The organism is Terrabacter tumescens (genome assembly GCF_014646815.1).
In the GTDB taxonomy this organism is placed as follows: domain Bacteria; phylum Actinomycetota; class Actinomycetes; order Actinomycetales; family Dermatophilaceae; genus Terrabacter; species Terrabacter tumescens.
Genome location: NZ_BMNZ01000001.1, coordinates 698,569 through 722,221 on the forward strand (window position 1 = coordinate 698,569; position 23,653 = coordinate 722,221).

25 protein-coding genes and 1 pseudogene are annotated in these 23,653 nt (G+C 71.6%); 11 read left to right on the top strand and 15 right to left on the bottom strand.

Annotated elements, in window-relative coordinates:
- Positions 1-18: 18 nt before the first annotated feature.
- The gene (locus IEY30_RS03290; RefSeq protein ID WP_030146092.1) at positions 19-1,206 is read left to right on the top strand and encodes a Fic family protein; all 1,188 of its coding nucleotides are present in this window, start codon (positions 19-21) and stop codon (positions 1,204-1,206) included.
- A 25-nt stretch (positions 1,207-1,231) separates the two neighbouring features.
- Here the strand turns inward: IEY30_RS03290 and IEY30_RS22230 are convergent, their stop codons facing one another.
- Together IEY30_RS22230 and IEY30_RS03300 are read right to left on the bottom strand one after the other, a co-directional pair.
- Positions 1,232-1,390: a hypothetical protein gene (locus tag IEY30_RS22230; protein WP_081920236.1), complete on the bottom strand. Its 159-nt coding sequence runs from the start codon at positions 1,388-1,390 to the stop codon at positions 1,232-1,234.
- Between the two features lie 67 nt (positions 1,391-1,457).
- Positions 1,458-2,615 carry a methyltransferase domain-containing protein gene (locus IEY30_RS03300; RefSeq protein WP_030146091.1) on the bottom strand — a complete coding sequence of 386 codons (1,158 nt, stop codon included), beginning with the start codon at positions 2,613-2,615 and terminating at the stop codon, positions 1,458-1,460.
- A 279-nt stretch (positions 2,616-2,894) separates the two neighbouring features.
- Between IEY30_RS03300 and helR the strand changes: the two are divergent.
- Positions 2,895-5,080 (top strand): annotated as a pseudogene (helR, locus tag IEY30_RS03305) (RNA polymerase recycling motor ATPase HelR).
- Here the strand turns inward: helR and IEY30_RS03310 are convergent.
- Positions 5,067-5,615 carry a MarR family winged helix-turn-helix transcriptional regulator gene (locus tag IEY30_RS03310; protein WP_162180966.1) on the bottom strand — a complete coding sequence of 183 codons (549 nt, stop codon included), beginning with the start codon at positions 5,613-5,615 and terminating at the stop codon, positions 5,067-5,069. The pseudogene helR and the gene IEY30_RS03310 overlap by 14 nt on opposite strands.
- A gap of 76 nt (positions 5,616-5,691) precedes the next feature.
- Here IEY30_RS03310 and IEY30_RS03315 point away from each other — a divergent pair, with 76 nt between their 5' ends.
- Positions 5,692-6,351, top strand: a complete 660-nt coding sequence (locus IEY30_RS03315; RefSeq protein WP_229674809.1) for a hypothetical protein — start codon at positions 5,692-5,694, stop codon at positions 6,349-6,351.
- A gap of 2 nt (positions 6,352-6,353) precedes the next feature.
- Here the strand turns inward: IEY30_RS03315 and IEY30_RS03320 are convergent, their stop codons facing one another.
- A complete protein-coding gene (locus IEY30_RS03320) occupies positions 6,354-7,769 on the bottom strand; it encodes a M28 family metallopeptidase (protein ID WP_030146088.1) in 1,416 nt (471 codons plus the stop codon).
- A gap of 217 nt (positions 7,770-7,986) precedes the next feature.
- Here IEY30_RS03320 and IEY30_RS03325 point away from each other — a divergent pair, with 217 nt between their 5' ends.
- The gene (locus IEY30_RS03325; protein ID WP_030146087.1) at positions 7,987-9,363 is read left to right on the top strand and encodes an MFS transporter; all 1,377 of its coding nucleotides are present in this window, start codon (positions 7,987-7,989) and stop codon (positions 9,361-9,363) included.
- Positions 9,364-9,482: 119 nt separating this feature from the next.
- Positions 9,483-9,845, top strand: coding sequence for an RNA polymerase-binding protein RbpA (locus IEY30_RS03330; protein ID WP_030146086.1), 363 nt, complete (start codon positions 9,483-9,485; stop codon positions 9,843-9,845).
- A 193-nt stretch (positions 9,846-10,038) separates the two neighbouring features.
- On the opposite strand, the gene IEY30_RS03335 is transcribed toward IEY30_RS03330, so the two are convergent.
- Genes IEY30_RS03335 through kdd form a run of 7 tightly spaced genes read right to left on the bottom strand, consistent with a single transcriptional unit; the run spans position 10,039 to position 16,925 of the window.
- The gene (locus tag IEY30_RS03335) at positions 10,039-10,587 is read right to left on the bottom strand and encodes an FxsA family protein (RefSeq protein WP_229674810.1); all 549 of its coding nucleotides are present in this window, start codon (positions 10,585-10,587) and stop codon (positions 10,039-10,041) included.
- On the bottom strand, positions 10,584-11,375 hold the full coding sequence (locus tag IEY30_RS03340; protein ID WP_043415539.1) for a polyprenol monophosphomannose synthase: 792 nt from the start codon (positions 11,373-11,375) through the stop codon (positions 10,584-10,586). Before IEY30_RS03340 ends, IEY30_RS03335 begins: the two co-directional genes overlap by 4 nt.
- Positions 11,356-12,954 carry an apolipoprotein N-acyltransferase gene (lnt, locus tag IEY30_RS03345; RefSeq protein WP_229674811.1) on the bottom strand — a complete coding sequence of 533 codons (1,599 nt, stop codon included), beginning with the start codon at positions 12,952-12,954 and terminating at the stop codon, positions 11,356-11,358. Before lnt ends, IEY30_RS03340 begins: the two co-directional genes overlap by 20 nt.
- A gap of 38 nt (positions 12,955-12,992) precedes the next feature.
- Positions 12,993-13,439 (bottom strand): 3-aminobutyryl-CoA ammonia lyase, encoded by a 447-nt coding sequence (gene kal / locus IEY30_RS03350; protein ID WP_030146083.1) that lies wholly within the window; start codon positions 13,437-13,439, stop codon positions 12,993-12,995.
- A complete protein-coding gene (kamE, locus tag IEY30_RS03355; protein ID WP_030146082.1) occupies positions 13,436-14,185 on the bottom strand; it encodes a lysine 5,6-aminomutase subunit beta in 750 nt (249 codons plus the stop codon). The genes kal and kamE overlap by 4 nt, the downstream gene beginning before the upstream one ends.
- A complete protein-coding gene (gene kamD / locus IEY30_RS03360; RefSeq protein WP_030146081.1) occupies positions 14,182-15,816 on the bottom strand; it encodes a lysine 5,6-aminomutase subunit alpha in 1,635 nt (544 codons plus the stop codon). Before kamD ends, kamE begins: the two co-directional genes overlap by 4 nt.
- A complete protein-coding gene (kdd, locus tag IEY30_RS03365; RefSeq protein WP_229674812.1) occupies positions 15,813-16,925 on the bottom strand; it encodes an L-erythro-3,5-diaminohexanoate dehydrogenase in 1,113 nt (370 codons plus the stop codon). Before kdd ends, kamD begins: the two co-directional genes overlap by 4 nt.
- 91 nt (positions 16,926-17,016) lie before the next feature.
- Here kdd and IEY30_RS03370 point away from each other — a divergent pair, with 91 nt between their 5' ends.
- Positions 17,017-18,462, top strand: coding sequence for a KamA family radical SAM protein (locus IEY30_RS03370; RefSeq protein ID WP_030146079.1), 1,446 nt, complete (start codon positions 17,017-17,019; stop codon positions 18,460-18,462).
- A 22-nt stretch (positions 18,463-18,484) separates the two neighbouring features.
- Here the strand turns inward: IEY30_RS03370 and IEY30_RS03375 are convergent, their stop codons facing one another.
- Positions 18,485-18,982 carry an SRPBCC domain-containing protein gene (locus IEY30_RS03375; RefSeq protein WP_229674813.1) on the bottom strand — a complete coding sequence of 166 codons (498 nt, stop codon included), beginning with the start codon at positions 18,980-18,982 and terminating at the stop codon, positions 18,485-18,487.
- A 23-nt stretch (positions 18,983-19,005) separates the two neighbouring features.
- The gene (locus IEY30_RS03380) at positions 19,006-19,338 is read right to left on the bottom strand and encodes an ArsR/SmtB family transcription factor (protein WP_030146077.1); all 333 of its coding nucleotides are present in this window, start codon (positions 19,336-19,338) and stop codon (positions 19,006-19,008) included.
- Positions 19,339-19,508: 170 nt separating this feature from the next.
- Between IEY30_RS03380 and IEY30_RS03385 the strand changes: the two genes are divergently transcribed.
- Genes IEY30_RS03385 through ybaK form a run of 3 tightly spaced genes read left to right on the top strand, consistent with a single transcriptional unit; the run spans position 19,509 to position 21,410 of the window.
- Complete coding sequence (locus IEY30_RS03385; protein WP_030146076.1) at positions 19,509-20,231, top strand: VOC family protein; 723 nt, start codon at positions 19,509-19,511, stop codon at positions 20,229-20,231.
- A gap of 55 nt (positions 20,232-20,286) precedes the next feature.
- Entirely contained in the window at positions 20,287-20,907 is a 621-nt protein-coding gene (locus IEY30_RS03390) for a TetR/AcrR family transcriptional regulator (protein ID WP_030146075.1), read from the top strand.
- Positions 20,907-21,410, top strand: coding sequence for a Cys-tRNA(Pro) deacylase (ybaK, locus tag IEY30_RS03395; RefSeq protein WP_030146074.1), 504 nt, complete (start codon positions 20,907-20,909; stop codon positions 21,408-21,410). Before IEY30_RS03390 ends, ybaK begins: the two co-directional genes overlap by 1 nt.
- Here the strand turns inward: ybaK and IEY30_RS03400 are convergent.
- Complete coding sequence (locus tag IEY30_RS03400; RefSeq protein WP_030146073.1) at positions 21,403-21,861, bottom strand: Lrp/AsnC family transcriptional regulator; 459 nt, start codon at positions 21,859-21,861, stop codon at positions 21,403-21,405. The two genes, ybaK and IEY30_RS03400, sit on opposite strands and share 8 nt — an antisense overlap.
- Before the next feature lie 116 nt (positions 21,862-21,977).
- Between IEY30_RS03400 and IEY30_RS03405 the strand changes: the two genes are divergently transcribed.
- Both IEY30_RS03405 and IEY30_RS03410 read left to right on the top strand, forming a co-directional pair.
- Complete coding sequence (locus IEY30_RS03405) at positions 21,978-22,919, top strand: 5'-3' exonuclease (protein WP_043415531.1); 942 nt, start codon at positions 21,978-21,980, stop codon at positions 22,917-22,919.
- 138 nt (positions 22,920-23,057) lie between these two features.
- Positions 23,058-23,282, top strand: coding sequence for a hypothetical protein (locus tag IEY30_RS03410; RefSeq protein WP_030146071.1), 225 nt, complete (start codon positions 23,058-23,060; stop codon positions 23,280-23,282).
- A 167-nt stretch (positions 23,283-23,449) separates the two neighbouring features.
- On the opposite strand, the gene IEY30_RS03415 is transcribed toward IEY30_RS03410, so the two are convergent.
- Positions 23,450-23,650, bottom strand: a complete 201-nt coding sequence (locus tag IEY30_RS03415; RefSeq protein WP_020144233.1) for a cold-shock protein — start codon at positions 23,648-23,650, stop codon at positions 23,450-23,452.
- Between the last annotated feature and the right edge of the window lie 3 nt (positions 23,651-23,653).

Consider the following 23,653-nt stretch of genomic DNA (forward strand, 5'->3'; position numbering starts at 1 on the left):
TCAAGGGGCGGTGATGGCATGGCTCATGAGTGGCCTGCACTCGGGGTGCAGACAGTCGCCTGGCAGCCCGTCGAGGGCCTGCTGGAGGTCTCCAGGCGCTCCCGGAGGTCGACCCCGTCGTCCTTCCGGGCCGCAGTGGTGCCGACCATCGCCGCGACCGGCCTCCAGCTGCCGGGCGACGTCGCTGCCGACCTCGACGAGGCCACCCGACTGCTGGCCACCTTCGACGCCGGGGGAGCAGGGGAGATCGCGCCCTTCGCCTCAGTCCTGCTGCGCTCGGAGAGTGCCGCGAGCTCGCAGATCGAGAACCTCACCTCGTCGGCACGCGCCCTGGCCGAGGCGGAGATCGGGGAGGGGAACCGGGCCAACGCCGGGGTCATCCTCGGCAACGTCCGGACCATGCAGGCCGCGCTCGACCTCGCCGGACGGCTCGACGAGGCCGCCGTCCTGGCCATGCACCGAGCCCTCATGGCGCAGCAGACCCAGCACCGGCCGGGCCGCTGGCGTGACCAGCAGGTCTGGGTCGGGGGATCACCGTTGCATCCCGGGGACGCCGACTACGTGCCTCCGGTGGCCGCCGACGTTCCCGCCCTCATGGCCGACCTCGTGGCCTTCATGGACCGCGACGACCTGCCACCGCTCGCCCTCGCCGCCCTGGCGCACGCGCAGTTCGAGACGATCCACCCGTTCACCGACGGCAACGGGCGCACGGGGCGGGCCCTGCTTCACTCGGTGCTCCTGCACACCGGCGCCATTCACCGGGTGACGGTGCCGATCTCCGCCGGCCTGCTCGCCATCCGCGACGACTACTTCGCGGCCCTGACGGCCTACCGCAGGGGAGAGGTCGAGCCGATCCTCCGTTGCGTCGCCGAGGCCGCCCGCAACGGCACGCTCATCGGCGAGCATCTCGTCGGGACGTTGAGAGGGGTGCGAGCGGATTGGTCCGAGCTCGTCACGGCCCGCGCCGGGTCCGCGTCGTGGGCGGTGCTCGACCTGCTCGTGCGCCAGCCGGTGGTCACCGCACGCGTGGTGATCAGGGAGCTCGGGGTGTCGGCCCCGACGGCCCAGGCCGCGATGCGTCGCCTGGTGGACGACGGGGTGCTCCTCGAGTCGACGGGCCACCGCCGCAACCGGGTCTACCGAGCGCCGGCCGTGCTTCGGGCCCTCGACAACTACGCCGCCGGACTCGGCCACCGGGTAGGCTAGTGAATTACGTTGTGGCGCAATGCAATTAGCCGTTAATCGACATTATGCAATGACGCGCGTGCGCCGTCAGTATCTTGTCGAGTAGACGGATCTTGACCGCCTCGATGCGGAGCGAACGACCGGTCGTGCCGGTGTTCGTGCTGTTGTTCACCGACCTCATCCAGCTGACGTTCTGGAGGTGCACACGGAGCCCTTCGAAGTCCAGCCAGGGGAGCGGGACTCAGCCCCGGGGGTGCCTGCCGGATCCGGGGCTACGCGCGCTCGAGCCGCACGATGACCTCGTGGTGGGAGGTCTGCGGGAACATGTCGAACAGCCGCGCCTCGTGCGCGACGAACGACGGCAGCCGCGTGAGGTCTCGCGCGAGGCTCTCGACGTTGCAGCTGGAGTAGACGAGGTGGTCCGCGCCGGACCGTTCCACCCACGCGGCGAGGTCGGCCCCGATGCCGCGACGGGGCGGGTTGACGACCACCATCGACGACGCCGCATCCATCAGCTGCGGGTCGAGCGTCCCGACGTCCGTGGCGTCGCCGGCGCGGAACTCGAGAGGGCCGACTCCGGGGTGCTCAGCGCACAGCCGCCTGGCACTGGAGTCGGCACTGTGCACGGCCTCCGGCGACACCTCGACACCCAGGACGCGACCAGCCCCGGCCAGAGCGCAGCTGAGCGCGAATCCGCCCACCCCGCAGTACAGGTCGAGCACGACGGCCGGTGCCACCTGCCGCGTCCAGTCCTGCGCCTGGCCGTAGAGCGCCGACGCGACCGCGGTGTTGGTCTGGAAGAAGCTGTTGGGGCGCAGGAAGAGGGTGATGTCGCCGACCGGCATGGCCAGCTCGCCCTGCGACGTCAGGACGATCTCGGTGTCGCCCTCGAGCACGGCCTTGTGCTCGGGCTGGAGGTTGACGGACACGACCGCCACCTCCGGCAGACGCGCCTGCAGCATCGACAGCCTCGACTCCAACAGGGCCAGGTGCCGGCGCGAGCGCAGGACGAAGCGCATCATGGCCCGGCCGGCGGGGGAGAGGGTCAGGATGACGTGCTTGAGCTCGCCCCGCCGCGCGCTGACGTCGTAGGGCTCGAGCCCGATCTCGTCGACGACGTCGGCGACGCGCGGGATGAGCTGCTGCAGCGCGGGCTCGTGCAGACCGCACGCGCGCAGGTCGACGCCGTTCGCGTCGGCGTCGAGGATGCCGACGGTGACCGCGCCGGTGCGGCCGCCGACGACGAGCTTGGCCTTGTTGCGGAACGCCGACTCGGGGCCGGCGAACGGCTCGAGCCAGGAGACCGTCGGGGCGGCGTCCGCCAGCGCACGACGACAGCGCGCGTCCTTGTCAGCGAGCTGCACGGCATACGGCACGCCCATGAGGGCACAGGAGCGGCAGCGGCCGGCATCGAAGTAGTCGCACAGCATCACGGGCAAGGGTACGGCGCGGAGCACTGGGTGGCGGACCACGGGCGCGGCACCACCGGGGAGGGCCTCATCACGCCAAAGTGACATAATGTCGATTATCGGCGTTATGGCGTGGAACGAGGGGTGCGCGAGAAGGGGCCGGAGAACGACGAAGGAAGGACGCCACCTCGGCGTCCTTCCACTCCCAACGTATAGCGCACCCCGGGTCTTGCGGCAAGGCCCCGGTCGTCACCGAGAATCACTGGCTCGACACCAGAACTCGGGACGGAGCTCACCGACGTGATCCCTTCGACGACCAGCGCCTTCGACCTGCGAGACCACCTGACACCCAAGGCCGACCCGGCCTCATCGGCCACGACGAGACCCAGTTCGCCGCCATCGCCCAGACCATGGACCAGACGGTCACCGAGCTGTCCGAGCGCCTCGACGCCGCCCGCCGAGCGCCCGGCGGCTCCGGTCAGGCCGCGCTGGACCGCGATCAGGAGATCCACCGGCTGACGGCCCGGCTGCGCACCCTGCGCCGGTTCGGTTTGGACCTGTGCCTGGGACACATGTTGCCTGAGAACGATTCTCAGCCGGTGTACGTCGGCCGGATCGGGCTGACCGACCGGACCGGACGGCGGCTGCTCGTCGACTGGCGCTCCCCTGCGGCCGAGCCGTTCTTCGGCGCGACCCACGCCGACCCCATGGGCCTCGTGAGCCGTCGGCGCTACCGCTGGACCCGGGGCCGCGTCAGCGACTACTGGGACGAGGTCTTCAGCGCCGAGGCTCTCGAGGGCCGGGCCGCCCTCGACGACGAGTCCGCCTTCGTGGCGTCGCTGGGCGCCAGCCGCTCGCCGCGGATGCGCGACGTCCTCGCCACCATCCAGGCCGACCAGGACGCCATCATCCGCGCCGGCTCCCGGGGCGCTCTCGTCGTGGACGGCGGCCCGGGCACCGGCAAGACGGTCGTCGCGCTGCACCGGACGGCATACCTGCTCTACTCCGACCCCAGGCTGGGGCACCGGCGCGGCGGCGTGCTCTTCGTCGGTCCGCACGAGCCCTACCTCGCCTACGTCTCGGACGTGCTGCCGAGCCTCGGCGAGGAGGGCGTGCGCACGTGCACGGTGCGCGACCTCGTCCCGGAGGGGGCGACCGCGCCTCCTGAGAGCGATCCCGAGGTGGCCCGGCTCAAGGCCTCGACCGAGCTCGTCGACGCGATCGAGCCCGCCGTCGCCCTCTACGAGGAGCCCCCGAGCCGTGGGATGGACGTCACGACACCGTGGGCGGACGTCTGGCTCTCCCCCGCCGACTGGCTGGACGCCTTCGCCGCCGGGCTGAACCTCCCCCACAACGAGGCGCGCGACGACGTCTGGGAGGCGCTGGTCGGCATCCTCCTCGAGCGCCACGACCTCGAGGCGCGCCTCGACGACGACGGCCTGGACATCGAGCTCGAGGCGACCCCGGCGATGGTGCGGCGCTCGCTCGAGCAGAACCGGGAGCTGCGCACGGCCTTCGAGCGATCCTGGCCGCTGCTCGACGCGGAGGACGTCGTGGGCGACCTCTGGACCGTCCCGGCCTACCTGCGGCGGTGCGCTCCCGGCCTCGAGATCGCCGACGTCCGCCGGCTCCAGCGGCCCGACCCGACCGCGTGGACCCGGTCGGACCTCCCCCTTCTCGACACCGCCCGGCTGCGCCTCGGTGACCGGGAGGCGGCCCGACGTCGGAGCCGGCAGGACGCCGAACGCGCCGCCGAGCGGGAGGAACGGGCCAAGGTCGTCGAGCACCTCATCGCCTCCGACGACTCCGACATGCACATCATGTGGATGCTGCGGGGCGAGGACCTCCGCGGCGCCCTCGACGACGGCGGCGGTGACACGGAGGACCCCGGCGCCGACCCGCTGGCCGGCCCCTTCGCCCACGTCGTCGTGGACGAGGCCCAGGAGCTGACCGACGCGGAGTGGCGGATGCTGCTCAACCGCTGCCCGTCCCGGAGCCTGACCATCGTGGGCGACCGGGCGCAGGCCCGTCACGGGTTCACCGAGACCTGGCAGGAGCGACTGGGCCGCATCGGCCTCGACCGCGTCGCCCTGGCCTCGCTCAGCATCAACTACCGGACGCCGGCCGAGGTCATGGCGGAGGCGGAGCCGGTCATCCGCGCAGCGCTGCCCGACGCCAACGTGCCCACCTCCGTGCGTGAGAGCGGCGTGCCCGTGCAGCACGGCGCCACGGCCGACCTGGCCTCGGTGCTGGAGTCGTGGCTCGCGGCCCACGACGACGGAACGGCTTGTGTCATCGGCGATCCCACGTTCGAGGAGACATCACGGGTCAGGTCCCTGACGCCGGTCCTTGCCAAGGGGCTCGAGTTCGACCTCGTCGTGCTCGTGCGTCCGGAGCGCTTCGGTGACGGCATCGAGGGGGCCGTCGACCGCTACGTCGCCATGACCCGCGCCACGCAGCAGCTCGTCGTCCTCACGGACCGGTGACCTCGCCGACGACGCCTGCGCCGCCGGCGACCGGATGCTGCTCGAGCCCGACGAGCCAGTCACGCAGCAGGCCCTCCAAGGACGTGCGCTGCGCCGGCGTCAGGCCGGCGAGGAGCCGATCGTCGCCAGCCATGACGACGGCGAAGATCTCGTCGAGGCGAGCCAGCCCCTCGGGGGTCAGCTGCACGTGCACGGTGCGCCGGTCGGGCTCCTCGCGGACCCGCTCGACGAGGCCCAGCGACTCCATCGCCTGGACGCGCTGCGTCGTCGCGCCGGCCGTCACCCGGCAGCGCCGGGACAGCTCGCCGGCGGTCAACCGGTACGGCGCACCGCTGCGACGCAAGGTCGCCAGGACGTCGAGGTGGCTCTGGTCGAGCCCGTGGACCCCTAGGACCCGCGTGCGGTTCTCCGCGGCGATCGCCCCGAGCCGCCACAGCGGCGTGATGATGCCGATCGACGACACGTCGACGTCGGGCCTCTCCCGCTGCCACGCCTCGATGATCCGCCCCACCTGGTCCCCCGGCACACCGTCCACCCGCAATACTTTAGGGCTAAACGAGTGCGCGTGCGGCACCCACGGTGGGACGATCTCGGCAGCGAAAGGAGGACGCATGGACCTCTCGACGTTCTACGCCGTCGTGTCGGCCACCTGCTTCACGCTCGTCGGACTCTGGTGGACCGCCCTGGAGCGTCGCCGCGAGCTGCTCGCCACGGACGAGACCCGTCGCCTCGTCGGCGGCGTCTACGTGACGTTCCTGCTGCCCGGGGTGATGGGACTGTTCGCGCAGGTCGACCCCGGACGTCCCGGGGTGTGGCGCACGACCTTCGGCCTCGTCGCGCTGATCGGCGCCTGGTCGACGTTCCGTCTCATCCGCGCCGACCGGCACCCGGGAGTCCGTGGCCCCTTCCGACGTCATCGCTGGCTCGTGGCCGTGCTCTACGTCGTCATCATCGTGCTCGGGGCCGCGCCCGAGGTGGCCGGTCGTGTCGGCCTCAGCGGGCTGCAGGCGGCGGCGCTCGCCGTCGTGTGCCTCGTCGTGCTCGCGCACGGCCTCGCGTGGGAGCTGTTGACGACCACACCGCACCCCGAGGAGCACCACCTCCCCTCCCCCGACCCCGACCTCTCCCCAAGCCTCTCCCCAAGCCTCTCCCCAAGCCTCTCCCCAGACCCCGACCCGAGCCCTGGCCCCGCCCCCGACCGGGAGCGGGGCCAGGTGCCCGACCAGGTGCGCGACCAGGGCCGGCGACACGGTGGTCGCGAGGCGGAGTGAGCTCAGGTCGTCGTCAGCGCGGTGTCGTCGATGACGAACGAGGTCTGGGCCGACGAGTCCTCGGTCGCCACGAGCTTTACGGTGACGCTCTTGCCGCGGTAGGCCGACAGGTCGAAGGAGCGCTGCACCCACGTCGTGTCGGCGCCGACGTTGCCGTACGTCGCCAGCGTGGTCGTGACGCCGGCGACGACGACCTGGACCTTCAACGTGTCGTAGACGGTCGACCCGGTCTCCGCCGTGTCGAAGCGTCCCCAGAACGAGAGCTGCGCCGTCGCCGCCGTCGAGGGGATCGTCACCGTCTGCTGCTCGCTCTCGGTGGCGGAGGCGCCGTTGCCCCCGAGCCACAGCTTCCACGTGCCCGAGTGCGCCGGTCGGCCGGCCCCGCTCGTGATCGGGCCGCTCGTGCCGGTCCACGAGACCGCGCCGGACTCGAAGCCGGGGTTGGCGAGCAGGTTCGACCCGGTCGGTGGCGTCGTCGTGCCGTAGTCCTTGGCGGCATACCGCCACACCATGTAGCCGATCGTGTCGACGTTCCTGTCGAGGGCCACGAGGTCGAGGTTCGTGTTCGTGTCGCAGGCGCGGTGGTAGCAGGCGTCGAAGGCCTTGCCGGCGACGCCGCCCCACTTGCTCGCCTGCGCGCTCGTCTTGATCGTCTCGGCGCCGGAGAAGATGCCCCCGGTCGCCATGCCGCTCGACCGGAAGGCGGCGCGGTCGCTGCGGCCCTGGACGTCGATGTACTCCCACGGCAGGCCCTTGGAGTCGTAGTACGCCGTGAAGTCGTCGCGCACGCCGTTGCCGACCGCGTTGTCGTCGTAGACGAAGTAGCCGACGTTGGGCGAGGCGATCATGTCGAAGTTCTGGTAGCTCCTGATCGCCGAGCGCTGGGCGGTCGTCAGCTGGCCCACGTAGTACTTCGACCCGAGCAGGCCCAGCTCCTCGGCGCCCCAGAAGCCGAAGCGCACGTGGTTGCGGGGCGTCTGCCCGCTCGCGGCGTAGGCCAGCGCGGTCTCGAGGATGCCGGCGCTGCCGCTGCCGTTGTCGTTGATGCCGGGCCCGACGGAGACGGAGTCGAGGTGGGCGCCGAACATGACGACGGACGACGCGTCGCCGCCGGGCAGGTCGGCGACGAGGTTGTACGACGTGCCCGACGACGTGCTGAAGCTCTGCACCGTCGTCGTGTAGCCGGCCGCGTCGAGCTTGGCCTTGACCCAGTCGACCGACGCCTTGTAGCCGGGCCTGCCGGTGCTGCGGTTGCCACCGTTGGCGTTGGCGATCGACTGCAGCTGATCGAGGTGTGCCTTGGTGTTGGTCACCGAGATGTCGGGTCCGGCTGCGAGCGCCGGCGGGGCAGCGACGGTGAGGCCGGCCGTCGTGACCGCGGCGAGCACCAGCGGGGTGAGCAGGGCGCGCGTGCGCATGGATCTCCTTGTGGGTGTTGGGATCGGGCGAGCGAAACCCTCCTGACCCGTTCTCCGCGCGGGCAATGCCCCTGGACAAGACTTGGTGCCCTCCTGCCAACTCCTGACGGGTGCCCGGGCGCGCGCTGAGTGGACGTATGCCGTCCGCTGACCACGGGTGCGGCGTGTTGGCCCGGCTCCCCCGCCGTGGCGCCCGCCCGTGTGGGACAGTCCTCGCATGTCGCACGTCGTCGTCAACGCCGCACGGCCGGAGACCCGGGAGCAGCGGGCCTGGTACTGGTACGACTGGGCCAACTCCGCCTACGTCACGACCACCGCCACGGTGCTCATGAGTCCCTACCTCACGACCGTCGCCGAGGAGGCCGCCTGCCCCGGGTTGCCCGACGGCCAGGACTGCACCACGACCCTCTCGGTGCTCGGCATCCCGGTCGCGCCGGGGTCGCTGTGGTTCTTCACCGTGACCTTCACGACGATCCTGTCGGCGATCGTGCTGATCTTCATCGGCGCCATCGCCGACCGCAGCCCGCGGCCGACGCGGCTCTTCGCGACCTTCGCGTGGGCCGGCGCCCTCGCCGCGAGCCTGATGTTCTTCGTCGCCGGCACGAACTGGCAGCTCGGGGCCTCGCTCGTGGTCCTCGCCGGCATCTGTCTCGGCGCCTCGCTCGTCATCTACGACTCGATCCTGTGCCGCATCGCCAACGAGAATGAGCGCGACCGCGTCTCCTCCAAGGGCTGGGCCTTCGGCTACCTCGGTGGCGGCATCCTGCTCGCCCTCAACTTCGCCCTCGACTTCTTCCACGAGGACCTCGGCCTCGACCGGTCCATGAGCACCCGGATCAGCATCCTGTCCGCAGGCCTGTGGTGGGCCGGGTTCACGATCATCCCCTACCTCGGCCTGCGCCACCTGACGGGCACGGTCGAGACCCCGGTCGAGCGCTCCGCCGGGGTCGTGCGCGGCAGCCTCGTCCAGCTGCGGACCACCTTCCGCGACCTCGCGAACTACCCCCAGACGAAGCTCTTCCTGCTCGCGTACCTCTTCTTCAACGACGGCATCCAGACGGTCATCGGCAGCTCGAGCGTCTACGGCTCCAAGGAGCTCGGCTTCTCCGAGACCACGGTCCTCGGGGTGTTCCTCTTCGTGCAGTTCGTCGCCTTCTTCGGCGCCCGGCTCTTCGGCCGGGTGGCCGCCTCCATCGGGGCGTGGCGCACCATCCTCTACGGCATCGGGCTGTGGACGGTCGTCGTCGTCTTCGCCTTCCTCGTGCCCTCGAAGTCGCTCGTCATCTTCCTCGCGCTCGCGCTGCTCATCGGCATCGTCCTCGGCGGCACGCAGGCGCTGTCCCGCTCGCTCTACAGCCAGCTGATCCCTCGTGGCCGCGAGGCGGAGTACTTCAGCCTCTACCAGGCGATGGAGCGCGGCACGAGCTGGTTCGGAACGCTGATCTTCGGGCTCGTCTACCAGTTCACCCTCAGCTACCGCTGGGCGATCATCGCGCTCATCGTCTTCTTCGCCATCGGCGGGCTGCTCCTGTCGCGGGTGCGCATGCGTGAGGGCATCGAGCAGGCCGGCAACCCTGTCCCCGCCGTCATCTGAGACCGGCTTACAATTCGCGGCTCGTCGGGGAACAAGTCAACTGTTTTGCTCGTTCAAGCGTCTGTGAGGGTAAGACACCAGCGAGGTGTCACAAGGGCAGAAGTCTTGGAGGGGTCCACATGGCCGATCGAGCACTACGCGGTTCCAACCTCGGCGCGAGGAGCATGGAATCCGACGAGAACGTCGTCCCGAGTGAGCGTCAGCTCACCGTCTACGTGTGCCCGGAAGGTCACCGCACCGAGCTCCCGTTCTCCATCGAGGCCGACGTGCCCTCGACGTGGGAGTGCCGCTGTGGGCTCGACGCCAAGCTCCAGGGCGGTGGCCCCGAGCCCGAGGCCAAGCCGGTCAAGCACCAGCGCACGCACTGGGACATGCTCCTCGAGCGTCGTTCCATCCCCGAGCTCGAGGAGCTCCTCGAGGAGCGCCTGACGCTGCTGCGCGAGTCGCGGGGCGAGAAGCCGCGCCGTAAGAAGACCGCCTGACCCCACCCGACTGCGCCACCGAGAAGCCCGCCCCGTTCGTGGAGGCGGGCTTCTCGCACGTAAGCGGGCTTCTCGCACGTCAGGTGGCGTAGGCCGTGTGCCGCGGTTCGAGGTGATCGTGGCAGTCGGGCGCGTGCCGGGATCACCTCGAACGCGGCGCCACGGGCGCGGCACGGGAGCGGGACGAGCCGGCTCAGTCCTCGTCGTCGATGATCTCGCCCTCGACGACCTCGTCGCTCGAGGTGGAGCGGGACGGGCCCCGGGGCGTCGTCGGCTGCTCCCAGCCGGGCACGCTCGGGCCACCGGCGACCGTGGGGCCGGTGAAGCGCTCGGTCTGGGCCAGCAGCCGGCGGGAGATCACGGCAGCGAGCAGGCTGCGCGCGACGGGTCGGGTGAACGGCAGCACGAGCAGCAGCCCGAGCACGTCCGTGACGAAGCCCGGGAGCAGCAGCAGGCTGCCGCCGACGAGGACGACGATGCCGTCGGCGATCTCCCGGGCCGGCATGCGTCCGCTGCGGACCGCCTGCTCGAGCGCGCGCCAGGCCCGGCCGCCCTCGCGGCGGATGAGCCAGGCGCCGAGGAGCGAGGTGGCGACGAGCAGCAGGAACGTCGGCCAGCCGCCGATCCACTGGCCGACGGCGACGATGACGACGATCTCGATGACGGGGACGAGCAGCACCCCGGCGAGCGCGAGCCGGGTCAGCCGCAGCCGCCGGGCCCGTGCCGGCTGGGAGGCGCTCACGAGCGGTCCTCGGCGGGCTCGCGGCCGCGCACCCGGCCGGCGACCGAGCGCAACTGCCCGACGCGGTGCTCGATGCCCCACCGGGTCACGCTGGTCAGGGCCTCGCGGACGATGTCCTGGCCCATCTTCGACACGCCCACCTCGCGCTCGACGAAGGTGATCGGCACCTCGACGACGGTGAGGCCGGCCCGCACCGCGCGCAGGGTGAGGTCGATCTGGAAGCAGTAGCCCTGCGACTCGACGCCCTGAAGCCCCATGGTGCGCAGCGCGCTCGCGCGGTAGACGCGGTAGCCGGCGGTGGCGTCGTTGACGGACATGCCCAGGAGCACCTTGGTGTAGATGTTGGCGCCGACCGAGAGCACCTTGCGCCGGGCCGGCCAGTTGCGGACCTCGCCGCCCTTGACCCAGCGGGCCCCGATGACGAGGTCTGCCTCACCGAGGGCTGCGAGCAGCGACGGCAGCTGCTCGGGCAGGTGCGAGCCGTCGGCGTCCATCTCGACGGCCGCGTCATAGCCGCGCTCCAGCACGAGGGCGAAGCCGGCGAGGTAGGCCTTGCCCAGGCCCTCCTTGCCCGCGCGGTGCAGGACGTTCACCTGGGGGTCGCTCGCGGCGATGTCGTCGGCGATCTGGCCGGTGCCGTCGGGTGAGCCGTCGTCGAGCACGAAGACGTCGGCGGCGGGCACGCTCGCGCGCACCCGCGCGACGATGCCGGGCAGGTTGTCCCGTTCGTTGTACGTCGGGATGAGCACGGCGACTCGGGTCACCGGCTCACGCTGCATCGTCGTCATCCTCGTCCTTCGTCGTCTTCGGCACCCGCGCGCGAGCACCGCGACCGCTGCGAAGGCTCAGGGCGAGCATCGTCAGCAGTGCAGCGGCGGCGACCCATTCGGGAGCCTCACCCACGCGGATCGCCACGGTCGTGGCGTCCCGCAAGGGTAGTGCCCCCCGGACCACCGCCTGTGTGAACAACGACGTCACCTGGTGCGCGGTTCCGTCGGGGGTGATGAGGGCGCTCTGGCCGACCGTCGACACGTGGACGACGGACCGGCCGAGCTCCATGGCGCGCACCCGGCTGATGGCCAGCTGCTGCGGCGACTCGGCGGTGAAGCCGAACGTCGCGTTGTTGGTCTGGACCACGAGGACGTTGGCACCCGACTGCACGGCGTCGCGCATGATGTCGTCGTAGGCGACCTCGAAGCAGATCGCCAGCCCGGCCCGGATCTGCTGGCCCGAGGCCGTGGTCACGCGGAAGACACCGGGGGCGGGGCCCGGGACGAAGTCCCGTTGGACGAGGTCGACCTCCTTGCTGAAGTTCCGCCAGAAGTCCCGGTTGGGGATGTACTCGGCGAAGGGCACCGGGTGGCGCTTGACGTAGCGGTCGGTGTTGCCCTTGCCCGGCTCGAAGAGCAGCGACACGTTGGACACGAAGCCCACCGGCTCCTCGAGCAGGCCCCCGACGATGAGCGGCCGCTTCAGGGCGTCGACGGTCTCGAGGATGAGGCTCTTGGCGTCGGCGTTGCGCAGCGGGTCGATGTCCGAGGCGTTCTCGGGCCACACGACGAGGTCGGGCGCCGGGGCGCGGCCGGCCTCGACGTCGCCCTGCGCCTTGAGCGTCGCCGCGATGTGGTTGTCGAGGACGGCGCGACGCTCGGAGTTGAAGTCGAGCCCCGGGTGCGGGACGTTGCCCTGCACGCCGAGGAACTGCGCGGTCGGGCCGTCCGTCGGCAGCGGGACGGCGAGGCCTGCGATGCCGAGGACGAGCGCTGCGGCCACGGGCAGGACGAGCCGGCGTGACGGCATACGCGACGGGGGTGACGAGGCGTCGGCGACGCTCGTGCGTCGGTCCGAGACTGCGCGCAACGCCTGCTCGGCGGCGAGGGCGAGCAGCGCTCCGCACAGGGCGATGACGAACCCGACGAAGGGCGCGCCGCCCAGCACGACGAGGCGCCCGAACGGCGAGTCGGCCTGGCCGAAGGCGAGCTTGAGCCACGGGAAGCCCCCGTAGGGCGCCCGCGCCCGAAAGCCCTCGGTCACGACCCAGACGAGGGCGAAGGCCAGCGGGCGCACGCTCCCCCGGCGGCTCAGCCAGCCGTAGAGCGAACCGGCCAGCGCGATGAAGAGGGCCTGCAGGGTCGAGAGCGCGAGCCACGGCACCGACCCGACGTAGATGCCCGACCAGCTCAGCGTCGGGACGAAGAAGGCGAGCCCACCGAGGAGCCCCGAGAGGAAGCCCCGACGCCCGCCGACGCCCGTCCAGGCCCAGGCCCACAGTCCCAGGGCGAGCGGCGCAGCGACCCACACGTCGAACGTCGGGAACGCGAGGCACAGCAGCCCGCCGGCGATGAGGGACAGGAGGAGGCGCCGCACGGGGTTCACCGTAATCCGTGCGGCCGGGACCTCTGCGCTCAGGGCACGACGACGACGCCCCGCGCCGTCGTCGCGACGACCACCGGTTCGAGCGGGTCGGCGGCCGACGCTCCCCGGGCGGGGTTGCCGCGGGCGACGATCCGCACCTCGAAGTCCATCTCGCGAGAGCGCGTGCCCACCCGCACGATCTCGGCCGAGATCTCGATGACGTCACCGGCACGGACCGGCGCCTTGAACTGCACGTCGCTGTAGGACGCGAAGAGCCCCTCGTCGCCGTCGGTGACGATGCACATCTCGGTCGCGACGTCGCCGAACGCGGCGAGCGAGTAGGCGCCGTCGACGAGGTTGCCGGCGTAGTGGGCGTGGCTGTAGGGCACGTAGCGCCGGTGCGTGACCCGCCGCCCGACCGTCGCGGTCGTGGAGCGCCGGGTGGGCTCGGGCCGGGTGGGCTGGGTGGGCTGGGTGGGTTCGGTGGCCTCGGTCATGACGGTCTCGCCTTCCGCTGGGTCATCTCGTGGACGAGGTAGCTCGCGACCTCGCCGGGTGTCGTGCCGCGACCGAAGATGCGGTCGACGCCGAGCGCCGCCTCGGAGCCCTCCTCGAAGCGGGGTCCGCCGACGACGAGGATCGGCACCTGCCCGGCCGGGTAGGCCTCGCGGAAGGCGGCCGACATCTGGGTGGTGTTGTGGACGTGGGCGTCCTTCTGCGTCACGACCTGGCTGACGAGGACGGCGTCGGCCTTCTCGGCGCGGGCGCGGGCGACGAGGTCGGGCACGAGCACCTGCGCGCCGAGGTTCACGACGGTGATCTCGCGGTAGTACTCCAGGCCCTTCTCGCCCGCGAAGCCCTTGATGTTGAGGATCGCGTCGATGCCGACGGTGTGGGCGTCGGTGCCGATGCAGGCCCCGACGACGACGAGCCTGCGCCGGAGCAGCTTCTTGATGGCCGTGTTGGCGTCCTTGGCCGACAGCAGGGGGTACTCGCGCTCGACGACGTGGACGTCGTCGACGTCGACGAGGTGCGTCGTGCTGCCGTAGACGACGAAGAAGGTGAAGTCCGGCCCCATCGCCTTGGCGTGGACGAGGAGCGCGGGGTCGAGCCCCATCTTGCGGGCGAGCTGGAGCGCCGCGCCCTCGGCCCTCTTGTCGTGCGGCAGCGGCAGCGTGAACGACAGCTGCACCATGCCGTCGCCGGTGGTGTCGCCGTAGGGGCGGACGATGTGCGCGCTCATCGGGGGGCCCTCTCCGTGGAGGTATGCCGTGTGGCGGCGGGCGGCGTCCACGCGTCGAGGGCGGTGGTCGCCGGGTTGTCGTAGTCGTCGGCGCGCTCGCTGACACCGTCGAGGCCCTTGCCGCCGGTGGCGGGGCGCTTCATGAGGCCGAAGGTGCCGTCCGCGATCGCGGCGAGGAGCGGGGCATCGCCGGCTGCGTCGCTGTCGTGCACGATCCGGTCGAGCAGGTCGACGGCCTCGGAGAGCACCTGCCGCGCCCGGGTCTGGATGTAGCCGTCGCGCGGCGGGTGGAAGTCCTCGGTCAGCCCGCTCGCGGCGTTCATGACGTAGCGGACGTTCTGCAGGGCCAGGTCGCGGTCGGACAGGAACGGCGTGACGACCGCCTCGGTCATCATCCCGACGAGCAGGATGCCCTGGCCCGTCATGGCGCCGACGAGGTTGAAGAAGCCGTCGAGCAGGTAGCCGCGGAAGATGTCGCCCGTCATGTGCTTGGTCGGCGGCATCCACTTCAGGGGCGCGTCGGGGAAGAGCTGGCGCGCGAGCAGCGCGTGGGCGAGCTCCATGCGGAAGCTGTCGGGGATCTCGGGGTTGATCTCGAAGGCGTGGCCGAGGCCGAGCTGCCAGTCCTCGAGACCGGCCTCCTTGGCGAAGCGCTCGTTGAGCAGCTGGCTGACCGTGACGGTGTGCGCGGCCTCGACGGCGTCGGCGGTCGTGAGGTAGTTGTCCTCACCGGTGTTGATGATGATGCCGGCCCGGGCGTGCACCTGGCGTGAGAAGCGCTGGTCGACGAAGGTCCTGATCGGGTTGATGTCGCGGAAGAGGATGCCGTACATCGAGTCGTTGAGCATCATGTCCAGGCGCTCCATGCCGGCGAGCGCCGCGATCTCGGGCATGCAGAGGCCCGACGCGTAGTTCGTCAGGCGCACGTAGCGGCCGAGCTCCTTGCTGACGTCGTCGAGGGCCGCCCGCATGAGCCGGAAATTCTCCTGCGTGGCATACGTGCCGGCGAAGCCCTCGCGGGTGGCGCCCTCCGGGACGTAGTCGAGCAGCGACTGCCCCGTCGAGCGGATGACGGCGATGATGTCGGCGCCCTCGCGGGCGGCTGCCTGCGCCTGCGGGATGTCCTCGTAGATGTCGCCGGTTGCGACGATGAGGTAGATCCACGGCTTGGACGTCGGGTCGCCGTGCCGCCGGATGAGCCGGTCTCGGGTCGCCCGGGAGCGGTCGATGGTGCGCAGGCCCACGCCGACTCCCTTCGTGGCGGCTCGCCTGGCGGCGGTGGCGTCCCGCCCCGAGGGCAGCCGGAAGGAGACGTTGCCGCTCGCGGCCTTCTGGGCCAGCGTCGTGAGGTCGGGTGCCGCGCCGCGCAGCAGCGCGTCGTAGACCGGTGTCGTGACTCCGTGCTCGAGGCCGACCTCGTCGCGCACCGCCGACACGAGGTGGTTGACCCACGGCACGCGCTCGTGGTCGGCGCCGGACAGGCCGGCGAGGCGCAGCGTCGCCCGCTCGACCGAGACGGTCGTGTGGCTCCGGGCGATCTCGACGACGGGCTCGGCGGCCTTCTTCGCCAGCGCACGGGCACGGCGGACGACCGCGGGGTCGAGCTCGAGCAGGGCGTGGGGACGGCTCATGCGTCAGATCCTGCCGTCTCGGCGGCCAGTCGGCCCTCGAAGAGCGCGCGGACGGCCGGCACCTCGCGCACGAGCCGCAGCGCCTCCTCGGCATGACCGGGGACATAGCCGTTGCCGACGAGCATCCGCACGTCGGCGGCGAGGCCCTCGGCGCCGAGCGCGGCCGCGGCGAAGTTCGTCGCCATGCTGAAGAAGATGATCGTGCCGCCCTGGGCCGTGGCGAGGATGGCCGGCTGCTCGCAGCCCGGCACGTCGACGCAGACCACCGTGACGTCCGCGGGGCCGCCGGCGGACTCGACCGCCGCCGCGAGGCCCAACGGCGACCGGGCGTCGGCGAGCACGACCGCGTCGGCGAGGCCGCTGTCCTCGAGCACGACACGCTCACGCTCGACCGGGACGACACCGATGGTGCGACCCGCACCCGCGGCCCGCGCTGCGGCGAGCGAGAGCGAGCCGGACTTGCCGGCCCCGCCGAGGACGGCCACGGTCGCCGCGACGCCGCGGGCGGCATACTCCCCCACGACCCGCTCGACGAGCGCGGGGGCGCCACAGACGTCCATGACCATGAGCGCGAGATGCGGGTCGAGGTCGTCGGGCAGCGTCGCCGCGATGCTGCGACCGAAGAGGATCGCATGGCCGGCGACCGGCACCTGCTCGGAGAGCCCGTCCCACCGCTCGAGCCCGTCGGTGACGGCGAGCGGGGTCAGCGAGAGGGAGACGAGCGTCGCGACCCGCTCGCCCACCGAGAGACCCAGCCTGCTCTCCGGGCCCACCTCGTCGACCGTGCCGATGAGCATGCCGCCCGAACCCGTCACGGGGTTCTGCATCTTGCCGCGGGCCTCGATGATCTCGAGCACCTCGGCGCGCACCGCTGCTCCGTCGACGACCCCGGCGCTCGTGTGCTTGCCGGCCAGCTGTCGGTAGGAGGCCGCGTCGAGGTTGAGCGTCTCGACGGCGATGCGCACCTCGTCGGGCCACAGCTCCGGCCGCGGGTCGAGACGCTGCGCGGCCTGCGGGAGCGTGACCGCCTCGCCGGTGGGCTCGAGGACGCGGTGCAGGCCGACGGGCGAAGGCACGCGCTCGTCGTCGGGCGGGAGCGATGGGGTCACGGAGCAGATCCTTCTGTCGCGACGGACACGAACGACAAATCCTTTCGCATCATAGGAGGTTCGGGGTGCACCTTTCGGCTATCGTCGCTCCATGACACTGGTGTCGCAGCCGTACGTCTACGCCCGGCGCCCGCTCGTCGAGCCGGACTGGACCAGGCTGCCCGGCTGGGCCCACGTCACCCAGGCCGACTGGGACAGCGCGCAGTGGCAGCGGGTCAACTGCGTCAAGAACATCAAGCAGCTGCGAGCCCTCATGGGCGACCTGCTCGACGACCGCTTCTACGACGACCTCGAGCGGGACCAGGCCGAGCGCGCGACGATGTCGATGCTGGTCCCCCCGCAGATGCTCAACACGATGGTGCCCTCGACAGACTCGGCGATGCCCTCGGCGGGCCACGACTTCACCGAGGCCTTCTACGCCGACCCGGTCCGCCACTACATGCTCCCGGTCTTCTCCGACCGGCGCACCGACTGGCCGTCGCACCCGCACGCTTCGCGCGACTCGCTGCACGAGCACGACATGTGGGTGGCCGAGGGGCTGACGCACCGCTACCCCACCAAGGTGCTGGCCGAGCTGCTGCCGACCTGCCCGCAGTACTGCGGCCACTGCACGCGGATGGACCTCGTCGGCAACTCGACGCCGCAGGTCGCCAAGCTGAAATTCGAGCTCAAGCCCGTCGACCGGTATGCCGCGATGCTCGACTACCTGCGCGCCTCCCCCGTCGTGCGCGACGTCGTCGTCTCGGGCGGCGACGTGGCCAACATGCCGTGGAAGAACCTCGAGACCTTCGTCGACCAGCTCCTCGACATCGACAACATCCGCGACATCCGGCTCGCGACCAAGGCGCTCATGGCGCTGCCCCAGCACTGGTTCGCCGAGGACGTCGTCGAGGGCGTGGCGCGCGTGTCCGCCAAGGCCCGGGCGCGAGGCGTCTCGCTCGCCATCCACACCCACGTGAACAACGCGCAGTCCGTGACCCCGTCGGTGGCCCGAGCCTCCGCCGCGATGCTCGACGCGGGGGTGCGCGACGTGCGCAACCAGGGCGTGCTCATGCGCGGCGTCAACGACTCCACCGAAGCGCTGCTCGACCTGTGCTTCGCGCTCGCGGACGGGGCCTCGATCACGCCGTACTACTTCTACATGTGCGACATGATCCCCTTCGCCGAGCACTGGCGGCTCTCGCTCGCCGAGGCCCAGCACCTCCAGCACTCGATGATGGGCTACCTCCCCGGCTTCTCGACGCCGCGCATCGTCTGTGACGTCCCCTTCGTCGGCAAGCGCTGGGTCCACCAGGTCGAGGAGTACGACACCGAGCGCGGCATCTCCTACTGGCGCAAGAACTACCGCACGTCCATCGAGGGCGACGACACCGAGGCGCTGTCGCGCGAGTACGTCTACTACGACCCCATCTACACGCTGCCCGAGTCGGGCCAGCGGTGGTGGCAGGGGTCCGTCGACGAGGCGTCGGTGCTGGCCGAGGCGACCCGGCGGGCTGCGTCGAGCCGGGTCACCTCGGAGTCGCAGCTCGTGCCGTGAGCGGGCACGAGCCGGCCGGCCCTCAGCGGGCTGCGGCCTCCTCGTAGACGGGGGTCAGCTCGGTCCAGCGGTGCTTCCAGGCAGGGGCCGCCTCCTGCTCGGACCAGCCGTCGGTGTGGGCCGGGCCGTCGCCGGCGAGCGACCGGCCCAGGTCCTCTAGGTGGACCTGCCAGCCCGCGCCGTAGAAGTGCAGCTGCCCGACCGGGAGACCGCGCTCCTCGACGACGAGCCGCGTGCGCTCCCCTTCGGCGGTGAGCCAGGCCTCGAGCTGGGTCTCCTCGTCGGTCCCCGGCTCGTTCGTGACGAGCAGGTGGTGCGGGGCGTCGCACGCCTCGATGCGCACCGCTCCCGACCACGTGCTGGTGAAGAGGGCCCGGACCGTGGCACCCACACTCAGGTCCCCGGACACCTGGGCGATCCAGCGCGCCAGCCGGTCCGGCGTCGTGCACGCCCGCCAGAGGTCCTCGATGTCGGTGTCGTAGACGTCCTCGACCCGCACCAGTCCGCGGGTGTCGTCCATCGCTCGCATCGTGCCGTTGATCTTCACTGTCCTGCCTTCTCTCGTCGTGCGATCTTGCCTCGGGCGATCTCGGTGTGCAGCGCGTCGAGCCGGTTCTGCCAGAGGGCGCGATAGCCCTCGAGCCACTCGTCGACCTCGACGAGCGCCTCCGGTCGCAGGCTGTAGATCCGGCGCTGCGCCTCGGCCCGGACGTCGACGAGCCCGGCCTCGCGCAGGACGCGCAGGTGGCGGGACACGCCGGGTCGGGCGATCGGGAGCGCATCGGCGAGCTCGCCTGCCGTCGCCGGGTGGTCCCGGAGGATCTCGAGCACCGTGCGGCGGCTCGGGTCGGCCAACGCCTGCAGCACCATGTCCATGCCCCCAACATAACCAACCTGTTACGTAACCGCAAGGGTACTCACAGTTGAAGTGCTGCCATGGAGCAGCCCGCCGGTCCCTCCGCACGCCATCTATTGCGTTGTCCCCGCCTGTCCCACGGCCCTAGCGTGTCGAGCGCCGCGGACGACCTCGATCGGAAAGGCCCACCATGACGAGCCCGCTGCTCGAGCTCTGCTTCGACGCCCACGACCCCTACCGGCTCGCCCACTTCTGGGGCGGCCTGCTCGGGCGGCAGCCCGACGGCGACGGTGTCACGCTGCTGCCGCGCGAGGGCACCGACATGGCGATCCGCTTCCTGCGCACGCAGGAGCCGAGGTCCGGGCCCAACCAGATCCACCTGCACCTGACGAGCAGCACGCCCGACGACCAGCAGTCCACCGTGGAGCGTGCCCTCGAGCTCGGCGGCCGCCACCTCGATGTGGGCCAGACGCCCGAGGAGGGGCACGTCGTGCTCGCGGACCCCGAGGGCAACGAGCTGTGCGTCATCGAGCCGGGAAACTCCTTCCTTGCAGACTGCGGCTTCCTCGGTGAGCTCGCCTGCGACGGGACGCGGGCCGTCGGCCACTTCTGGAGCGCAGCCCTCGGGTGGCCGCTCGTGTGGGACCAGGACGAGGAGACCGCGATCCAGTCGCCGCGCGGGGGCGCGAAGATCGCCTGGGGCGGCCCGCCCGTGCGAGCCAGGACGGGGCGCAACCGGATGCACTTCCACGTCGCACCGACCGACGCCGCGGACGTGGAGGCCGAGGCGGGCCGTCTCGTGGCACTCGGTGCCACGCGCCTGGGACACGGCCCCGACACCCACGAGCCCGACGCGCACGGCCGAGTCGCGATGGCCGACCCCGACGGCAACGAGTTCTGCATCCTGCGATAGGGCCGGCCCGCTCGTGCTCGTCTGACGTCGGGGCGCTGCCCCGTAGACTCCAGCGATGACCTCGCGCTCCCCCGGCACCCGCGTCCGCATGCCCCGCGCCGAGCGCGAGGCGCAGATGCTGGCGGTGGCCGAACAGGTCTTCTCCGCCCGCGGCATCCAGGCGACGACGATGGACGAGATCGCCGAGCTCGTGGGGGTCACCAAGCCCCTCATCTACGACTACTTCGGGTCCAAGGAGGGGCTGCTCGCGGCGACGATCGAGCGGGCCCGCGGCCAGCTGCTCGCGGCCCTCATCGACTCGTGGGTGGCCCTGCCCGCGGCCCCGGCGCGGGACCGGGTGCGGGGCGTCGTGCACGCCTTCTTCTCCTTCATCGACGAGCACGACCAGGCGTTCGCCCTGCTCCGCACCGAGGGTGCCCTCATCGGCGAGGCGTCGGCCTCGGTCGAGCGCATCCGCCAGCAGACGGCCAAGGCCTTCGCCGAGGGCCTGCTCACCCTCCCGGCCTTCGAGGCGCTCGAGCCACGACGGGTCACCGCCATGGCCGAGATCCTCATCGGCGGCTGCGAGCGGCTCGCCGTCTGGCGCAGCACCCACCCGGGCACCACCGCCGACGAGGCCACCGAGCTCGTCGTGACGACGATCTGGGACGGCCTCGCCTCCGTCGCCGGCGCCTGATGGCGAGGCAGCGCCCGGGCGACGGGCCGGCGACGCCCGCGACCGTCGCCCTTGACCGCGCCGGCATCGCCTACACCCGTCACCCCTACGACCACGACCCGTCCTCACCGAGCTACGGGCTGGAGGCGGCCGCCGCGCTCGGGGTCGATCCGGCGCACGTCTTCAAGACGCTCCTCGTCGACACCGGACGGGGGCTGGCCGTGGGCGTGGTCCCGGTCGACGGCCAGCTCGACCTCAAGGCGCTGGCGTCCGCACTGGGCTCAAAGACCGTGACGATGGCCGACCCGGCAGCAGCCGAGCGCACCACCGGCTACGTCGTGGGCGGGATCTCGCCGGTGGGGCAGAAGCGCGCGCTGCCCACGGTGCTCGACGAGACGGCATACGCCCTCGAGGTCGTCTACGTCTCGGGAGGACGCCGCGGCTTCGACATCGGCCTCTCCCCCGCCGACCTGGCGGCAGTCACCCGCGCCGTGCGGGCCCCCATCGGCCGACGGGTCAGCTGACCTCGCCCGCCGCGGCGGACGCGCTGCGGCCCTCCCACGGCGTCGACAGCACGACCGTCGTGCGGGTGGAGACGTTGGCCGCCGAGCGGATGCGGGCCAGCAGGTCCTCGAGGTCGCCGGGCGTGGACACGCGCACCTTGAGGATGTAGCTCTCGACGCCGGCCACGGAGTGGCAGTCCTCGATCTCGGTGATGTGGCGGAGGCGGTCGGGGACGTCGTCCGGAGCGCTCGGGTCGAACGGCGCCACCGAGATGAGGGCCGTCAGCGGCAGGCCGAGCGCGTCCGGCGACACCTGCGCCGTGTAGCCGGTGACGACGCCGCGCTCCTCCAGCCGGCGCACGCGCTGGTGCACCGCCGACGTCGAGAGGCCCGTCGCCTTACCGAGGTCGGTGTAGCTCATCCGGCCGTCGGCGAGCAGCAGGCCGACGAGACGACGGTCGAGATCTTCCATGGCCGAAGGGTAGTCCAGCGGTTGCACGCGGGGCGGGTCGTTCCTCATCGCGGTACGTCGTGGTGGGCACCTGCGCGCGGCGTGCGTCGTCGGGTCGGCCCGGTACCCTCTCGCGTATGCCGTCCGCCGCGCCCAGGATGCTCCTGCTCGACTCCGCGTCGCTCTACTTCCGTGCCTTCTTCGGCGTCCCCGAGGTCGTCGGCCCGAGCGGGGTCCCGACGAACGCCGTCCGCGGGCTGCTCGACATGATCGCCTCGCTCGTCGACCGGGGGCGCCCGACCCACCTCGTGGCCTGCTGGGACAACGACTGGCGCCCTGCCTTCCGCGTGGAGGCGATCCCGTCGTACAAGGCGCACCGCGTCGCCGAGCCCGGCCCCGACGAGCTCGCCGGCGAGCAGGTCCCCGAGGCGCTCGGCGTCCAGGTGCCGATCATCGTCGATGCCCTGACGGCCCTCGGGATCGCCCGTATCGGCGTCGACGGCTACGAGGCCGACGACGTCATCGGCACGCTCGCCACCCAGTTCAGCGGTCGCATGCCGGTCGACATCGTCACCGGTGACCGTGACCTCTTCCAGCTCGTCGACGACGCCAACCAGGTGCGCGTCGTCTACACCGCGCGCGGCGGGGTGCGCTCGCCCGACCTCGTCGATGAGGCTTTCCTCGCTGAGAAGTACGGCGTCGGCACCGGCCCCGCCTACGCCGACATGGCGGTCCTGCGCGGCGACACGAGCGACGGGCTGCCCGGCGTGGCCGGCATCGGCGAGAAGACCGCCGCCAAGCTCATCACCACGTACGGCACCCTCGAGGCGGTCCGGGCTGCCATCGCCGACGGCGACCCGGCCCTCAAGGGCGCCCAGCGCGCCCGGCTCGAGGCGGCCGCCGACTACCTCGACGCAGCCCCGCGGGTCGTCGCCGTCGCCAAGGACGCCGCGGTCCCCCAGATCGACCTCACCGCTCCGACGTCGGTGGCCGACCCGGCACTGATGTCCAAGCTCGCCGTCGAGCACGGGCTGACGTCGTCGTTCGACCGCGTCATCTCCGCTCTCGGCATCGACTGACGCCCGCCTCGAGCGGTCCCGCGGAGGCCACAGCGGGGGTCACGGTACGGTCACGTCTGGACCGGCTCCGTGCGGGGACGGGGGCAGTCGGCCTACTCGCCGGTCACCACCGTGGTGCGGAAAGGCGCATACTGAAGGGTGCCCACCCACGGAAACCCCGACCGCCGCCGTCATCTCTCCAGCAGCCCGTTCCGGCCGGCTCCGGCGCCGGACATCCAGCAGTTCTCGGTGGGTGACCGCGTCTCCCACCTGCGCCACGGCCTCGGGGTCGTCGTCGCCTGCAACGAGGCCACCGTCACCCTGAAGTTCGAGTCGGGTGTCGTGCGCGTCAACAGCCCGTTCGACCGGCTCACCCGGCTCTGAGCCCCCTTCGGGGGCGGCTCGCCCGGGCTTGCGCCCGGGGCAGCACCGGCACGGCTCTCGAGCCGGCCCTGGCCGCTGTTGGGCTCATGACATGACGAAAGGCCGGTCCCCCGTGGGGGCCGGCCTTCGCCGTTCGGACTGTGTGGTCCGACGAGATCAGCGAGTGATCAGAGAGCGCGGACGCGCATCGCCTGCGGGCCCTTGGGACCCTGCTCGACGTCGAACTCGACGGCCTGGTTCTCCTCGAGGCTGCGGTAGCCGTTGCCCGTGATCTCCGAGTAGTGGACGAAGACGTCGGGACCCTCGGTCGGGGCGATGAAGCCGAAGCCCTTCTCCGAGTTGAACCACTTGACGGTTCCCTGTGCCATGTT

Bases quoted from the DNA above. Each gene is read 5' to 3' on its own strand.
- IEY30_RS03315 (WP_229674809.1), top strand. From the start codon at position 5,692: ATGGACCTCTCGACGTTCTACGCCGTCGTGTCGGCCACCTGCTTCACG.
- IEY30_RS03400 (WP_030146073.1), bottom strand. From the start codon at position 21,861: ATGGAAGATCTCGACCGTCGTCTCGTCGGCCTGCTGCTCGCCGACGGC.
- IEY30_RS03415 (WP_020144233.1), bottom strand. From the start codon at position 23,650: ATGGCACAGGGAACCGTCAAGTGGTTCAACTCGGAGAAGGGCTTCGGC.
- IEY30_RS03325 (WP_030146087.1), top strand. From the start codon at position 7,987: ATGTCGCACGTCGTCGTCAACGCCGCACGGCCGGAGACCCGGGAGCAG.
- IEY30_RS03320 (WP_030146088.1), bottom strand. From the start codon at position 7,769: ATGCGCACGCGCGCCCTGCTCACCCCGCTGGTGCTCGCCGCGGTCACG.
- ybaK (WP_030146074.1), top strand. From the start codon at position 20,907: ATGGCGAGGCAGCGCCCGGGCGACGGGCCGGCGACGCCCGCGACCGTC.
- IEY30_RS03340 (WP_043415539.1), bottom strand. From the start codon at position 11,375: ATGACGACGATGCAGCGTGAGCCGGTGACCCGAGTCGCCGTGCTCATC.
- IEY30_RS03405 (WP_043415531.1), top strand. From the start codon at position 21,978: ATGCCGTCCGCCGCGCCCAGGATGCTCCTGCTCGACTCCGCGTCGCTC.
- kamD (WP_030146081.1), bottom strand. From the start codon at position 15,816: ATGAGCCGTCCCCACGCCCTGCTCGAGCTCGACCCCGCGGTCGTCCGC.
- kamE (WP_030146082.1), bottom strand. From the start codon at position 14,185: ATGAGCGCGCACATCGTCCGCCCCTACGGCGACACCACCGGCGACGGC.
- IEY30_RS03330 (WP_030146086.1), top strand. From the start codon at position 9,483: ATGGCCGATCGAGCACTACGCGGTTCCAACCTCGGCGCGAGGAGCATG.
- IEY30_RS03290 (WP_030146092.1), top strand. From the start codon at position 19: ATGGCTCATGAGTGGCCTGCACTCGGGGTGCAGACAGTCGCCTGGCAG.
- IEY30_RS03370 (WP_030146079.1), top strand. From the start codon at position 17,017: ATGACACTGGTGTCGCAGCCGTACGTCTACGCCCGGCGCCCGCTCGTC.
- kal (WP_030146083.1), bottom strand. From the start codon at position 13,439: ATGACCGAGGCCACCGAACCCACCCAGCCCACCCAGCCCACCCGGCCC.
- IEY30_RS03380 (WP_030146077.1), bottom strand. From the start codon at position 19,338: ATGGACATGGTGCTGCAGGCGTTGGCCGACCCGAGCCGCCGCACGGTG.
- IEY30_RS03390 (WP_030146075.1), top strand. From the start codon at position 20,287: ATGACCTCGCGCTCCCCCGGCACCCGCGTCCGCATGCCCCGCGCCGAG.
- IEY30_RS03375 (WP_229674813.1), bottom strand. From the start codon at position 18,982: ATGGACGACACCCGCGGACTGGTGCGGGTCGAGGACGTCTACGACACC.
- IEY30_RS03300 (WP_030146091.1), bottom strand. From the start codon at position 2,615: ATGCTGTGCGACTACTTCGATGCCGGCCGCTGCCGCTCCTGTGCCCTC.
- IEY30_RS03385 (WP_030146076.1), top strand. From the start codon at position 19,509: ATGACGAGCCCGCTGCTCGAGCTCTGCTTCGACGCCCACGACCCCTAC.